17 protein-coding genes and 1 pseudogene are annotated in these 14,746 nt (G+C 37.4%); 4 read left to right on the forward strand and 14 right to left on the reverse strand.

Features of this window, described 5'->3' with window-relative positions; genetic code table 11:
- From FTU83_RS15360 to FTU83_RS15400, 9 genes are all read right to left on the reverse strand, one after another.
- Positions 1-285, reverse strand: a 285-nt coding sequence (locus FTU83_RS15360; protein WP_180107204.1) for an IS630 transposase-related protein, incomplete at its 3' end; no start/stop codon positions are given.
- A gap of 62 nt (positions 286-347) precedes the next feature.
- On the reverse strand, positions 348-1,232 hold the full coding sequence (locus tag FTU83_RS15365; protein ID WP_180005526.1) for an MBL fold metallo-hydrolase: 885 nt from the start codon (positions 1,230-1,232) through the stop codon (positions 348-350).
- Positions 1,232-1,651: a DUF6691 family protein gene (locus FTU83_RS15370; RefSeq protein WP_168379500.1), complete on the reverse strand. Its 420-nt coding sequence runs from the start codon at positions 1,649-1,651 to the stop codon at positions 1,232-1,234. The genes FTU83_RS15365 and FTU83_RS15370 overlap by 1 nt, the downstream gene beginning before the upstream one ends.
- A 2-nt stretch (positions 1,652-1,653) precedes the next feature.
- Entirely contained in the window at positions 1,654-2,067 is a 414-nt protein-coding gene (locus FTU83_RS15375; RefSeq protein ID WP_180107206.1) for a YeeE/YedE family protein, read from the reverse strand.
- A 243-nt stretch (positions 2,068-2,310) separates the two neighbouring features.
- Positions 2,311-2,556: a hypothetical protein gene (locus tag FTU83_RS15380; RefSeq protein ID WP_180012051.1), complete on the reverse strand. Its 246-nt coding sequence runs from the start codon at positions 2,554-2,556 to the stop codon at positions 2,311-2,313.
- Positions 2,557-2,594: 38 nt separating this feature from the next.
- Positions 2,595-3,350 (reverse strand): zeta toxin, encoded by a 756-nt coding sequence (locus FTU83_RS15385; RefSeq protein WP_257222653.1) that lies wholly within the window; start codon positions 3,348-3,350, stop codon positions 2,595-2,597.
- 3 nt (positions 3,351-3,353) lie between these two features.
- Entirely contained in the window at positions 3,354-3,614 is a 261-nt protein-coding gene (locus FTU83_RS15390) for a hypothetical protein (RefSeq protein WP_180005523.1), read from the reverse strand.
- Positions 3,615-3,894: 280 nt separating this feature from the next.
- Complete coding sequence (locus FTU83_RS15395; protein ID WP_180005522.1) at positions 3,895-4,287, reverse strand: hypothetical protein; 393 nt, start codon at positions 4,285-4,287, stop codon at positions 3,895-3,897.
- Between the two features lie 3 nt (positions 4,288-4,290).
- The gene (locus FTU83_RS15400; RefSeq protein WP_078190788.1) at positions 4,291-4,659 is read right to left on the reverse strand and encodes a hypothetical protein; all 369 of its coding nucleotides are present in this window, start codon (positions 4,657-4,659) and stop codon (positions 4,291-4,293) included.
- A gap of 1,118 nt (positions 4,660-5,777) precedes the next feature.
- On the opposite strand from FTU83_RS15400, the gene aroQ reads away from it, so the two are divergent.
- Genes aroQ through accC form a run of 3 tightly spaced genes read left to right on the forward strand, consistent with a single transcriptional unit; the run spans position 5,778 to position 8,044 of the window.
- Positions 5,778-6,233, forward strand: a complete 456-nt coding sequence (gene aroQ, locus FTU83_RS15405; RefSeq protein ID WP_078190789.1) for a type II 3-dehydroquinate dehydratase — start codon at positions 5,778-5,780, stop codon at positions 6,231-6,233.
- 15 nt (positions 6,234-6,248) lie between these two features.
- A complete protein-coding gene (gene accB / locus FTU83_RS15410) occupies positions 6,249-6,665 on the forward strand; it encodes an acetyl-CoA carboxylase biotin carboxyl carrier protein (protein ID WP_078190790.1) in 417 nt (138 codons plus the stop codon).
- Positions 6,666-6,682: 17 nt separating this feature from the next.
- Positions 6,683-8,044, forward strand: coding sequence for an acetyl-CoA carboxylase biotin carboxylase subunit (gene accC, locus FTU83_RS15415; RefSeq protein WP_111885487.1), 1,362 nt, complete (start codon positions 6,683-6,685; stop codon positions 8,042-8,044).
- A 71-nt stretch (positions 8,045-8,115) separates the two neighbouring features.
- Here accC and FTU83_RS15420 read toward each other — a convergent pair whose 3' ends face one another.
- Complete coding sequence (locus FTU83_RS15420) at positions 8,116-8,598, reverse strand: hypothetical protein (RefSeq protein WP_168379494.1); 483 nt, start codon at positions 8,596-8,598, stop codon at positions 8,116-8,118.
- Positions 8,599-8,849: 251 nt separating this feature from the next.
- Here FTU83_RS15420 and FTU83_RS15425 point away from each other — a divergent pair, with 251 nt between their 5' ends.
- Positions 8,850-10,280, forward strand: coding sequence for a GGDEF domain-containing protein (locus FTU83_RS15425; protein ID WP_180107214.1), 1,431 nt, complete (start codon positions 8,850-8,852; stop codon positions 10,278-10,280).
- Positions 10,281-10,304: 24 nt separating this feature from the next.
- Here the strand turns inward: FTU83_RS15425 and FTU83_RS15430 are convergent, their stop codons facing one another.
- The 4 genes and pseudogenes from FTU83_RS15430 to FTU83_RS15445 all read right to left on the reverse strand — a co-directional run.
- Positions 10,305-11,465, reverse strand: coding sequence for an MFS transporter (locus tag FTU83_RS15430; protein WP_180005519.1), 1,161 nt, complete (start codon positions 11,463-11,465; stop codon positions 10,305-10,307).
- Positions 11,466-11,711: 246 nt separating this feature from the next.
- On the reverse strand, positions 11,712-13,682 hold the full coding sequence (locus tag FTU83_RS15435) for a choline BCCT transporter BetT (protein ID WP_180005518.1): 1,971 nt from the start codon (positions 13,680-13,682) through the stop codon (positions 11,712-11,714).
- A gap of 463 nt (positions 13,683-14,145) precedes the next feature.
- Positions 14,146-14,562 (reverse strand): DNA breaking-rejoining protein, encoded by a 417-nt coding sequence (locus FTU83_RS15440; RefSeq protein WP_180005517.1) that lies wholly within the window; start codon positions 14,560-14,562, stop codon positions 14,146-14,148.
- 77 nt (positions 14,563-14,639) lie between these two features.
- A pseudogene (locus FTU83_RS15445) lies at positions 14,640-14,746 on the reverse strand (IS5/IS1182 family transposase); the annotation flags it as partial.

The following is a 14,746-nucleotide window of genomic DNA, read 5'->3' on the forward strand; positions in this document are numbered from 1 at the left end:
TATTCCTGCGGCATGTAATGCATTAAATACCGCATGAGTGCTTACTCCTAAACGTTCAGCTCGCTCATACTGATAATCATCAGGATATTGTTCAACATCCTTCAATATTTGCTCTCTGCTAATTTTAGCTGGACGGCCAGGAATAGGTTTGTTTGTAGTGGACTTTTTCCAGTTCTGAATCGTTTGTATACAGATGTTAAAATGCTGTGCTGCTTTTCGCACAGACATTTCATCTCGAATCATAATTTCTATGACTTTGTCTTTAAAATCTTTTGAATATCCCATATCTCTATTGTTCTATAGTTTTTAGGATTTGGCTATACATTCAACCTAAAGGATTTTTGTCTTTAATTTGCAGATTTAAAGTGATTAAAAGGAATTTTTAAATAGCGAATACCATTCCCTTCTGGTTTTGGAAATTTACCTGCATCCATATTGATTTGTATTGCAGGTAAAATCAGTTTTGGCATAGCCAAATTTGCATCACGCTGAGTTCGCATTGTGACAAAATCTTCTTTTTTCGTACCAACGTGAATATGAATATTCTGCTCCTTTTGTGCATGTACACTGCTTTCACAGCAGTATTCTGACCGATTTTCTGGTAAATAGTCATGGCATAAAAACAAGCGCATTTCAGGTGCTAACTGATAAATCTTTTGTACTGAATCGAATAATACTGCTGCACTGCCCTTGGGAAAATCACAGCGTGCTGTGCCATAATCAGGCATAAATAAGGTATCACCGACAAACACAGCATCATCACCAACCACATAGCTCAGACAAGCAGGTGTGTGTCCAGGCGTTGGAATGTTATACGCATTTAACTCGCCGATTTTAAATGCTTCATGATCTGCAAATAAATAATCAAAAGACTGATGTGAATTAAAATATTTCACATCAAAATTATAAATGGCACTGAATGTTTCCTGCACAATCTTGATGTTATGGCTCATCGCAATTTTGCCACCAAGAACCTGTTTTAAATATTGTGATGCCGTTAAGTGATCTGCGTGCACATGCGTTTCTAAAATCCATTCTACGCTTAGGCTATTTTCTTGAATATAGTGAACAATCAAATCTGCATGCTTCGTTTGAGTAGTTGCAGAAGCAGCATCATAATCCAATACACTGTCTATAATCGCACATCGTTTTGTTTGTAGATCAGATACCACATAACTAAATGTATTGGTATTTTCATCAAAAAAATGTTGTACCTGTGCACGATTTGACATTACTTTGCTCCCGAAATTTTACGATGTAGATAGACGCCTGCAAACATCGCTATAACAAAATAAATCGCTTGATAATAACCAAGACCGATCAAAGTAAAGGCTGGCGCAGGACAAATCCCAGCAATCCCCCAACCTATTCCAAAGATAACACTCCCCATGACGAGTTTTGCATCAATTTGATTATTACTCGGTAATTCAATCGCCTTCCTATCAAAGGTTGTCGGTTTTGATTGACGAACGGCCATTTGAAATGGAATAAATGCAACTGCAATGGCTCCCATCATCACAAAAGCTAAACTCGCATCCCACTGCCCTGTAATATCAAGGAAACTTAAGACCTTTTCTGGATTAGACATGCCCGAAATCATTAAACCTAATGAGAAAATTCCACCAAAAATAAAAGCCAATATATTTTTCATCATTAAGCTCCGATTACATGTCTCATTACATAAACTGTGATAATCCCAGCCAACATAAAACTAGCAGTTGCAACGAATGAACGCTTAGAAAGACGACTAATACCGCAAATGCCATGTCCGCTTGTACAACCTGAACCTAATCGCGTTCCGAATCCAACCAATACCCCGGCAATGATCGTCATCCATGGGCTTGCATCCAGTTCAATTGTCACAGAGGTCATTTTCCCGTAGATAAAAGGCACAATAAAAAGTCCCGCTAAAAACCATATCGCAGGTGTTTTTAAAATCGTTTGAGGATTCAACATTTGCGCAATTAAACCACTGATACCGGCGATTCGACCATGTACGTATAGGTAGCCAACTGCGGCTAGGCCCAATAAGGTCCCGCCGAGAAAAGCGGTTAGAAATGGATGCATATTCATCAGCCACAAAAACAATATATGTTTTTATAATATGTTATTTAAAAAAAGATGCAAGCTCTCCAACCGAAATATTCGTTCTAATTTTGCCTTTTCCTAATTGAAAAATTTAACGGTTCAAGAGTGTTTGATTATTTTTATTTAGAATTAATTTATAAACTTGAAAAATCACAAAATATATCCTCGGAGATTATTCAATAAAGGCTGTTTATTATGAAGTTAATTGAAATAATAGATAATTTATAGATCAATACTAATATCGCTGAGTGCATCGCTCACCCACGTTAAAGCATCTGAACCCAATTCTATAATATTCGAACCAATTTCAGCTAAGTCAGTCAAATCTACAGAAGACAACGGATCAGATGATGTACTATTTTTTTGCTGTTCTTGTTCAGCTTGCTGCTCAATGGCTTGATCAAGATGAGTTTGATCTAATGAAGATGAGTTTGAATGTTGTTGTAATTTATAGTCGTTATTCTGCATAGGTTCATCCTGTTATTTTGTATTATATTCAGTTGATATTAATTTGGCTCAAACTCTTTAAGCACCTTATCTACAAACCACCACGGTAAACGCTGAATACCTGAATTCATCTTTAAAATTTCAGCCTGTTCAATTTCCGCAATGAAAGAAGCATACTGTCCATCGGCAGAGTTATCAAATAAATAACTTCGATCCGTTGCTTCTACCGCCTGCATTAACAAATCCATACTTCGATAATAACGTTCGCGAATTTTTTGTTCTGGCACTCCGTGTCCACCCGTTTTCACTCGGTACTGAACACGTGAAATATTGATCACAGGATCAATAGTGGAAACATAATATAGATAGGTTTTAAAGCCTTTTCTTTTTGCTTCTCGTAGAAACTCCACCTTTGAAATATGGGACATCACCGTTTCAAAGGTAAAACTAATCTTTAGTTCTAAAAACTGCAAACGGATGTAATCGATAATTCTTGCACAAAGATATGAATCAATCTGATCTGGATGAAATTCAATTTTCCACGGATCTAATATCTGAGGTTTTCGTGCTAATAGCGGAATAAATTCTCCATTCGCGGGACGTTTTTTCGTATCTAGAAAGTCAATTAATGCTTCTGATTTTAAAGCGGGATGATAATCTAACAAATTGAGCCGGTGTGAATGTTTCAGTTGAGCTTCGAGTTCATCCGCATTTAAATATGCCCCAATATGATGAGGCAATAAATATTCTTTAACTGTGCTTTTACCTGAACCATTTGGACCCGCGAACATTCTAATGCGAGGTTGTGGAGGCATGTATTAAACAATTTCCTCTATTTTCTTTTTACGTTTTAAAATTTTAGGTAGATCGTCCACTTGTACGAAGTCGGCTGATACATCTTTTAATTGTACTTCTTGACCATTTTGAAGACGTTGAACCAGTTGTAGACCTTTTACATAAACCACAGTGGATGACGCACTTGCTTGTTCAAAAGCATGGCGAAATGCATGGATAGCAAGGCTCGGGATCATATCGTCCTCATATTGGCTTGCTTTCATTACTGAAGTATAAGCTGTCATATAAACAACTCCTCAAACATCAAAAATAACATCAAAAATAATGTGTTCAATCATCTTATCATACTCGCAATATTTGTCTATTTATCCATCAACCATACTGAGAGAAACTCGATAAAAATTCAAAGTGATTAAATCATTTGATTATCGTACTCGAATAGAATGTCGTATATGAGTAAATGTGTGCGGATGCTACATCATGAATCATGTAAAGGTTATCCACGTTAGATTTATCACCGAATAGAATCCAAAAAGTTTTAGAAGAAAAAGTTTACGTCTCAATTTATTTTGTAGGACTCGAACAAAACGCACTTTCGTTTAGTCCAGACGACTGCATACTTTGTTGCTGTTGTTGTAAATAATGCTGTGAAGCCACTTGCATTAGATTGGCCATTTCAAGAGCTGAATTTTGTTGAGAGATTTCTAAAATCTGTCGATATGCATTCAATCTTAAACAAAAAGCTTGAGTTTGCTGCTGACCAGTTGCTGTAGAGGCTGGGTCATCCAAAATGGCTTTGGTTGAATTAATTTGCTCAGTATATGCTTTTATCTGAGCATTATATTCAGCTTGAGTCAGTTGTGGAGTAACCGCTTCATTCACATTTGCATATGCTACAGAAGCAGTAAACACAGAGAAAATAAGGACATAAAGTTTATACATCAACGGAGAATGCATAAATTAAGCCTCATCACCTTCTTTCCAGACATCTTCATAATCATCAGCATCGATCATAAAACGATAGCCTACATCCAAAGCTAAATACGGTAGCACTTCAGGCACAACATCTTGCAGTTTACGCACAGTCATTGTTTCAAAGTTATCTGCGCCTTCAAGCTCACCACCATAAATATACCAACTGACATTTTCATCACCTTCTGCAGGCTTACGAATACCAACAATTGGATCTTTATTTAAGGTATGAACAGCCACCGCAATTACATCATCGCCCTGCACTTCTACATATGCAGAACCCACTTCTTCACATAAAAGTTTTTGTTCTGCAATCAATTCTGCCAAAGGTGATGAATTTTGCGTATGTTTTGCCATGTTTGTTCTCAGGCCATATAGGTTTCGGGCATTCTACCGTGAATTACACTTATATAGATAAATTTTTTCCGCGGGAAAGCATTCGAGCCTTGTTTTATCAATTCATTTATAGAAAAAGACTCAATGCGGTAGATTCCACCTAAAAGTATAAACAAGAAGAAAGGAAACTTATTCAACACATATACCGCTAAAACATAGAAATAGACGAATAAAAAATAGAATCAGCATGCAAACAGCAAGCTTCTTTACCACCACAGATTTAACTTTTGCCAATACCTGTACAAATTTGGACAAATACCCAATTTTCCAAACTTGCATGATTTATGAAAGAAATCGTCAATGCCTTGCACGCTTTATACATTCAAAACACTGACTAGAAAATACACAAGATGGTTAATACGCTTATATATAGGTCTATAAAGTATGACTTAGCTACGCAATAAATGTTCATCATATCTAAAGCTGCCTACTTATAAGGAAATGCTCCCACAGAATATTCAATTCACTGAGGCAAACAAAATATCTAGCTTGAGCCCTATCATTTATGAAAACATTTCATTGGTTTGGAAATATGCTGTATCAATCATAAAAAAAATAAACTATCTTTTAATTTTTATATACTTAGCATACAGACTTGCTTTATTCTTTTAAATAACTCGCTTGAAAGCTGAGAGCAATTTAGATTTCTTTATGCACAAATAAATTAAACCTTAGAATTTTTAATGCGCTGAATAAATACTATCTTTACGACTATGCATGCGTAGGCAGTTCAACTGACGATCTATAAGATGGATACACAAGGCATCTCACATTTAAGGTCATTTGTGCTGGTTATTGCTAAACGTACGCACCACGATAAAGCAAGTTTACACAAAAGATATCAACAGTTTTAGCCAATTGGGTTTAAAATGATGCCCTACAATATAATGATAAAAAATGTAATCTTTTAACATTGCCAATTCTCTGCAAAGTTCGCATTATATAGCCCATTCTCGGCACATGCTTTTCACGTCAATTCAAAGAAATTATAAAAAAAATGTGGAATTTTATGCCATAATGAGCAAACTTTGCAGGTATCTTGCAAAGTAAATTTGCAACTTTTTATTGGAGCAGGCTGAATGAGCTCGACCATTTTGGTCATTCATGGACCGAATCTCAACTTACTGGGAAAACGTGAACCCGAAGTTTATGGCTATCTAACACTCGAAGATATCAACCAAAAACTGATTTCACAGGCTCAAAACGCTTCCATTTCTCTCGACACTTTCCAAAGTAATTGGGAAGGCGCTGTCGTCGACCGAATTCATCAAGCACAACAAGAAGGCGTTCAATTCATCATTATTAACCCAGCAGCCCTAACACATACTTCGGTTGCTGTGCGTGATGCCCTTCTTGGTGTAGCCATTCCGTTTATCGAAGTACATCTATCAAATGTCCACGCTCGCGAAGCATTTAGACATCACTCCTATCTATCTGATAAAGCCGTTGGCGTTATTTGTGGTTTAGGTGCAAAAGGTTATGCCGCAGCACTAGACTTCGCCATCGAAAAAATTCAACCAACTTCTCAATCTTAATTAGGAATACTGTTCATGGATATCCGTAAAATCAAGAAACTCATCGATTTGATGATTGAATCTGACTTACAGGCGATTGAAGTTAAAGAAGGCGATCAATCGATTGCTCTAACTCGTCGCAATCCAGTAGTTGCTGCCGCTGCGCCTGCAATGGCTGCGCCTGCCGCTGCACCTGCTGCACCTCGTTCACCACGTGGTGCTGTTGAGCCGTCTCCTATGGTTGGTGTGTTCTATGCTGCGCCAAACCCAGGTGAAGCACCATTTGTGAAAGTTGGTCAAACTGTATCTGCTGGTGAAACACTCGGTATCATCGAAGCAATGAAAATCATGAACCCAATTGAAGCAACTCAAAGCGGTGTAATTGAAGAAATTTTGGTTAAAAATGGCGAAGTGATCCAATTCGGTCAACCATTATTCCGCTATCGCGCTTAAGACCACGGGGAATCACAATGTTGCAAAAAGTTTTAATTGCAAACCGTGGTGAGATTGCGCTCCGCATCACCCGCGCTTGCAAAACTTTAGGAATTAAAACCGTAGGGATTTATTCCGATGCCGACAAAGACCTAATGCACTTACGCTTCTGTGACGAAGCTGTGTGCATTGGACCAGGTGCCAGCAGCGAAAGTTATCTCAATATCCCTGCCATTATTACAGCGGCTGAAATCACCGGTGCAGATGCCATCCATCCAGGTTATGGTTTCTTATCTGAAAACGCTGAGTTTGCAGAAATTGTAGAAAACTCAGGTTTTATCTTTATCGGTCCGCGTCCTGAACACATTCGCTTAATGGGGAACAAAGTTTCTGCCATTATTGCGATGAAAAAAGCTGGTGTACCGACTGTTCCGGGTTGTGACCATGCTGTAACGATTCACAATGCATTGGCAGAAGCCAAAGAAATTGGATTTCCATTGATCGTAAAAGCTGCCTCTGGTGGTGGTGGTCGTGGTATGCGTATCGTTGAACGTGTAGACACGCTACTCGAATCTGTACAAGCTGCTCAACGTGATGCGGAAATGTGGTTTGGTGACGACACCGTTTATATGGAACGTTTCCTTCAAAAGCCACGCCATGTCGAAGTGCAAGTTCTTGCAGATGGTAATGGCCATGCAATTCACCTTTATGATCGTGACTGTTCATTGCAACGTCGCCATCAAAAAGTGCTTGAAGAAGCGCCTGCACCGGGTTTACCTGAAGAAGCACGTGCGCATATTCTTGAAGCATGTGTAAATGCTTGTAAATTGATGCAATACCGTGGTGCTGGTACATTTGAGTTCTTATTTGAAGAAGGTGAATTCTTCTTTATTGAAATGAATACTCGTGTACAAGTAGAACATCCTGTTACTGAGCAAGTAACTGGTGTGGATATTATCGAGCAACAATTACGCATTGCTGCTGGCTTAGGTTTGGATCTTCAACAAGAAGATATTCAACTTAAAGGTCATGCGATTGAATGTCGTATTAATGCAGAAGATCCATCTACATTTATGCCTTCACCGGGTAAAATCGACCATTTTTATGCACCGGGTGGCGCAGGTATCCGACTAGATTCTCATATCTATCAAGGATATAGCATCCCACCATACTATGATTCAATGATTGCAAAACTCATTGCGCATGGTAAAGATCGTGAAACCTCTATTGCGCGCATGAAACAAGCTCTGGAAGAGATTATCTTAACTGGCGTGAAAACCAATATTCCGCTACATAAAGATTTGATTCTTCAAGATAAAAATTTCTGCGAACAAGCAATGGATATTCACTATCTTGAAAAGCATCTATTAAAGAAAGTCGAAGGACATGAAGATAAATAAATCTTCAGCGTCAAAAAAACCACTCAAATGAGTGGTTTTTTATTTTCATAATAAAAGGTCTATAATCATGCTTAAGGCAAAACTCGACGCAATGTCGCAAAACACTGCTGAGCCTGATCGTTGGCACAGAAATTAATAACCGATGGACTTTTCCACTTTACAAAGTACTGTGAAATTTCGCCGGTTTGATCTTGAATATTGCCCGAACAATCCATCTGATTATTGTCATATTTCACTTGCAAAATCAGTGCTGGAATTTGCACATTCGGATCTTGTGCAGGTTGATAGTCATATACCCCTGATGACCACTCTTCACCGCTTTTGATCACAACATCATTATTACTCTTAAAATTATAATATTCGACGCACTTTTTGTTGGTCGGAATTTCCATGCCCCATAAGCCAACCAATTCAGAACGTGTTGTCACCCTAAAGCTATTTATAGCTTCAACTTGATTTTTAGCCTCTGAATTTTGAGTTGTATTCTTATTATCTGCCGCCATCACCAACGATGAACTCAACATGAGTAAAACTGTAAGATATGCTATTTTCATACATTTAATCAGTCATATAAATCATGCTCTTAAAGTAACACATTTTTTTACAAATCCGCGGTTTATCACATTTTCATAACAATCATTTTTCATCTTTATCCAGAAAATCAATCTCCGTTAACGAAACTACAAATCAGCTAAATGCCAAACAAATCACACTATTTACAATAAAATAATATAAAATCTTTTTTATCGTTTAATATTCGAAAAAAACGAATTCTCCCATATTTAACTTAGGCTTACATAAGCTAATGAAACTGCATTCGAATAGTCTTGCTCCGCTTAATGCACGCCACAGCATGGCTTTTGTCATAGTCGCTGCAGTTATTCTTTGCTGCTGCTTAGTCGGTATTTTCAGCCGCCCATTAAGCTATTTAGCGATTTTTTGGCCTGCGAATGCAGTATTGTTAGCAATATTCTTAAGGTTCCCTAAACTGAGTAATCTGGGAGGATGGTTAGGTGCATTTACCGGTTATATGCTCGCAGATTTAGTGACGGGCAATTATTTCCAACTCACTTTATTTCTCACTTTTTCAAATTTAACCAACAGCATGGTATCGCTATTTTTTATGCGATATTTTCAGGTGAACTATCAAAACTATAATAAAGGTTTCACCTTTCTGACCATGATTGTCATCATCGCCTGTGGTGGATGCCTTGCAGGTGCTCTTTTTGCTATTTTCACTGTGCCTTATATCCCCAACACGTTTATGTCGACCGATCGATTGTCGATTGATTTTGGTATGTGGTGGATTACTGAAATATTAAATGCGCTGATTATATTACCGCTTATTCTGTCTTTTCCTAAACTGGCCGATCTTAAACTGTATTGCAAAGACCGACGCAATCAAAGCTTTCAAATCAACAAGATATTTCCAGCTATTGCGGTTATCTTCTGCGTATTTTTAACGACAGTGACTACTGGTCCGGGCGCAATTCTCTACCCTTTAGCGGCTCTGATTTGGGCAGCTTTAACCTATCGATTATTTACCCTATCTCTGATTAATGCCGTAGTCATTTTAGCGACCTATTACAATTTAAATGCCTTCTATTTACATGATTCATCACTCACCTACTTGTCTACAGCCATTTCTGTACGCATTGGCCTTGCCATGCTGATAATCGCTCCATTAATTCTTTGTATTATTAGCCGCAATCGGCACGAACTGTATAAAGAAGTTTTATACCTTGCAAATCATGATAGTTTAACGCATGCGATGAATCGTCGATATTTTTTAGAGCAAGGTGAGCTTTACCTACAAAACCAAATTCAGCTTAACTTTTCCATTATCATGATAGATATTGATCATTTTAAACAATTGAATGATCAATATGGGCATTATGTCGGTGACCAAGTTTTACAGGAATTTTCTGGTATTGTACGTAAGAATTTGCGTGAAACAGATTTATTTGCACGTATAGGTGGTGAAGAGTTTAGTATATTACTTACCAACATTGCAGCACCTGAAGCCCAAGGTATCGCTGAACGTATCCGAAAAGTCGTTGAAACCACACCTATTTTCATTGATGAACAAAATACGATTTATATTACGGTGAGTATTGGTCTGATTCATCAGTCTTTGCCCAATGCTCCAAGTTTGCAAAGTATGATTAATCAAGCCGATCAGGCCTTATATCAAGCCAAAGAGCTCGGCCGTAATCAGGTGATTTTAGTCCATTGAGACTTATCAATATACTGAATTGCTTCAAGCTGGCTTTTGAATCGTTTTAGGCAAGCCCACGACCAAAAACATGGCAGGTAGAACCGCCAGTCCTGCGATCATAAAAATAACGGGTCCCGAAAGCATGTCCCAATATCGACCTGCTAAAATACTGCCACTCGCAACACCTAAGCCCCACATGGTACTGTATAGCGCTTGACCTCGCCCTTGTTGACTTGCGGTAAAATTTTGAAAAATGATTCGCATCGCGATTAAGTGAAATAATCCAAAACTGAAGGCATGAATCGTTTGCGCAGCAAATTGAGTGATAAACACCGCCGGATATAAGCCTACAATCAACCATCGCATCCCTGTTAGCCCCAAACAAATGAGCACTAAGTTACGCCAAGAATATCGATTAAAAAAGACATTGGCATAGGCAAACATAATGATTTCTGCAATGACTCCGACAGACCATAAAAAACCGATTTGGCTCGTCGAAAAATCAGCCTGCTTAAGGTAATTGCTATAAAAACTATAAAACGGTGCATGCGAAAAGAGCAGAAAAAATTCAATGATAAAAAAACTCGCTACAATAGGCCGTTTTAAGATAGGCCAAAGTGGTTCAAGTTTTTTCTGTGAAGATGGTGCAGTAGCGGGCTCTTTAATCGTAAATGACCAAATAAATGCGAGAAATGCAATGCATAACAACATGATAGGAAGCATGGAAACAGGTATTATTTCTAGCAAAGCCCCTATTCCAAATACCCCAACAATGAAACCAACTGATCCCCATTTTCTGACTTTTCCATAAAGTTCTGCACGACGCTCAGCGAGCCAAAATAAAGTTACTCCTTCAAATTGAGCCAATATGGCATTTTGAAAGAAACTAAAAACCAGCATGAGTAATGCAACAGACTGAAAACTATTGGGAATTATAAAAATCAGAAACCAAATACAGGCTTCCATCCATGTTGCTATTCGAACTAAAAGCATGCGCTTGCCGGATTTATCTGCAATCCAACCCCAAATAAACGGTGCAAAAAAACGTGTGACAATTGCAATCGAAGATAAAATACCTATTTCTTGATAATTAAACCCTTGATCCTCTAGATACAAACTCCAATACGGCATGAATGTACCCACTATTGAATAATAGAAAAAGTAGAATCCACCGAGTTTGGAATGGATTGGAATGTTAAGCATCAAGCTGTATTCCTTTGTATTTACAATAGGTTATAAACTTTTCAGAGTTGTATACTTTTGCATCTAAAAGGCTTGGTTAGGATATGGCGAGTATACAAATTTATTTTAATTAAATTATTTCAAAATTTGTATAATTTTATCAAAATATCAAATTTCCTCATTATTCTATTTATTAAACAATATGTTATTTTTACTTATAAAACTTTCATATGTTAATAAAAACCGCCCATTTGGGCGGTTTTTTATCTATTGGCTCTTAGTTCGAACTAAATTTAAAAAATGCAGATGACGCTCATATTGATCAATGACATCTTGCAAGATATCTTCTTGCGTCCATTCGATGATGTCATAATTTTGACCACCTTCCCTCAAAAATACTTCAGCTTGATAATCTTGCGTAATTTCTCCTGAATCAATCATAAAGCTTGGTGTATTTTTTTCTTGGACAACTACTTGGTAGATAAAGTTAATCTCATCTTGATGGTTTACACGAAGCTGCAAGCCATCATCTATCGTGTTTACCGTCACATCTAAATGACGACGCTTAAACTCTTTCTGTAGATTTGAAAATGCCTGGCTTACCGTTGTATCAATATATTGTTCAACTTCTTCACGTGTATGCGGATAATGCATAATCAATCCTAAACGTTGCTGCCAACTTCTTGGATTATGAATTGCTTTAGGTGTAATACGCGCATCCTGTAATGCTTGCATCTTGGTTGCATCTAAATGTAGAGCCTTGACTAAGCCCCAGCAAATTAAAAGCATTACAAAAGTGAATGGTAATGCACTCAACATTGTTGCAGATTGCAAAGCACCTAAACCTCCTGCAAACAACAAAACAATCGCAAGTACAGCCATTAACGTTGTCCAAAACAATCGCTGCCAAGTTGGAGAGTTTTCAGATTTTGCAGTTAGATAGTCTGTAACTAAAGCCCCAGAGTCTGCCGAAGTCACAAAAAACAACATGACCAGAATGGTCGCCACAAAACTCATCACGCCTGAGAATGGCAAGGTCCCTAAATATTCAAATAACGCAACGGATGAATCTCGTTGCACTGCAGAAATCAGCGAGGTGTTCGCTTCGTTTAAAATACTATAGAGTGCAGCATTCCCCATGACTCCCATCCAGATCAGCGTGAAGCCTGTTGGAATAAGTAAAACACCTACAATAAACTCACGAATAGTACGTCCTTCAGACACACGCGCAATAAACATACCTACGAATGGCGACCATGAAATCCACCATGCCCAGTACATAATTGTCCAACCACCAATCCAACCATCAGATTGATAGGCATATAAATTAAAGGTCATGTTGAATAAGTTTGAAAAATACTGGCCAGCATTTTGTATAGTCGCTTGTAATATAAATATTGTTGAACTAGCAAAAAATACAAATAATAAGAGGGTTAATGCTAAGCCTAAATTGATCTCTGATAATCGTTTAATACCCTTGTCTAAGCCCATAAATACGGACAAAGAGGCCATAGCCGTAACAATGACAATTAGAATTAGTTGCGTCGTCGTTGAATATTCAATCCTGAATAGATAATTCAGGCCGGAGTTAATTTGGGTTACACCAAAACCTAATGTCGTTGCGACACCAAATACAGTACCGATCGTCGCAAAGGTATCTACACCATCACCGATTGGACCATAGATTTTTTTTCCTATGAGAGGATATAACGCAGAGCGAATTTTTAGAGGTAGATTGTGTCTATAAGCAAAGTAAGCTAACGCTAAGCCAACGATGGTGTAGATTGCCCATGCATGAAGTCCCCAGTGGAAGAAGGTTACGCGCATGGCTTGCTGCGCTGATTGGATCGTTTCAGGATCACCAGTTGGAGGTGATACATAGTGCATCACTGGCTCCGCGACACCGAAAAACATTAAGCCAATACCCATACCAGCAGTAAATAACATAGCAAACCAGGAGCTATTACTATATTTTGGTTGGCTATGGTCTAAACCTAATTTAATTTTACCCATATTTGAACAGGCAATATAAATAAGCACTATTAGAAAAATGGCTACAGATAACACATAGAACCAACTGAATGAGTTTGTAACCCATTGATTTAGTTGTTTAGTAATTAGATCAAAAGCATTGGGAGCTAAAAATACAATGGCAATGAAAATGCCGATAATAACAACTGTGCTAATAAACACATTTGGATTCACATTGGAATACCATGACGGTTTCAATGAAGACATACCTTCCCTATTCCGTTTTATTTGTAAGACAGATCAAAATTGATCAAAGAGATATCCGCTAACTGCGGAAGAAACAGGCTTGTAAAGATGAGTGCTGGCGATTGTAATTTCGCTCTATACGATAAATATTAAAAATATTCATGTGCATAAATTGAAAATTAAAGGCTGACTCAATCTAAGCCACTGTTTAGAATGTGCACATGTTATCATATTTTTAGATACTAAATTAAATATTAAGCAATTTATTAAATTAAGAAAACGATCAATTTAATGTCTTCATTCTAAATTCATTATATTTATCAATATCATTTTTCTTAATTTCTTATAATTTTCCAATTAATACAAAATTCAAAAAACCACTTTTTGGTGGTTTTTTGAATATTTTTTTATCACTTATATAATTTCATCTAGTTGGTTTTTCTTCGGTTACTTTCTAAGTTATCCAGATCCAGATAAAGTAAGTTTAGCGAACTGCTTCAACATGCAATTTATAATTAACCGTTCTATTATTCCGTGCCGTATTCCGCATTTGGTAGATCTGAATCAAATAATTGCCTGATTCTGGCAGCTTGAATTTTCCAGATACTCCTGTTGTAGATCCAATCACTAAAGCTTCTGTTTTTCCTGGTTTATCACCAGGAGCATATATATTAATTTGGGCTAAATCATGATTGCTTGTCAGCTTATAGCTTAAAGTTTGTCCAGCCTTAGCATTCAAACTATACTGAATGTCATCGTAGCCTTTAAATGATCCTGCAACTGTAGTACCAATAGCACCTTTTGCAAACTGAATGGGTTTTACTGGTGCAGCAGATACACTTGGCGAAACCGCCGCAGACAAAGCCAAAGTTATTGAACCTAACAAAGTTAATTTTTTCATCACTATGTGCCATTTTTAAATTGATCATTTTTAATCATGTGAAATTCTAAATTTCATCAATAGATTTCTTTCATAAGTCATTTTTCACTCAGCTCCAAGTTATAAATTCCAGCAATTAGATTGAATCTCAATGCTAGTCTTTTGCCTCGATTGCGATATCGCTCAGCAAGAATTTTGAAGGTTT

This window comes from Acinetobacter sp. YH12152 (genome assembly GCF_013418285.1).
GTDB lineage: Bacteria > Pseudomonadota > Gammaproteobacteria > Pseudomonadales > Moraxellaceae > Acinetobacter > Acinetobacter amyesii.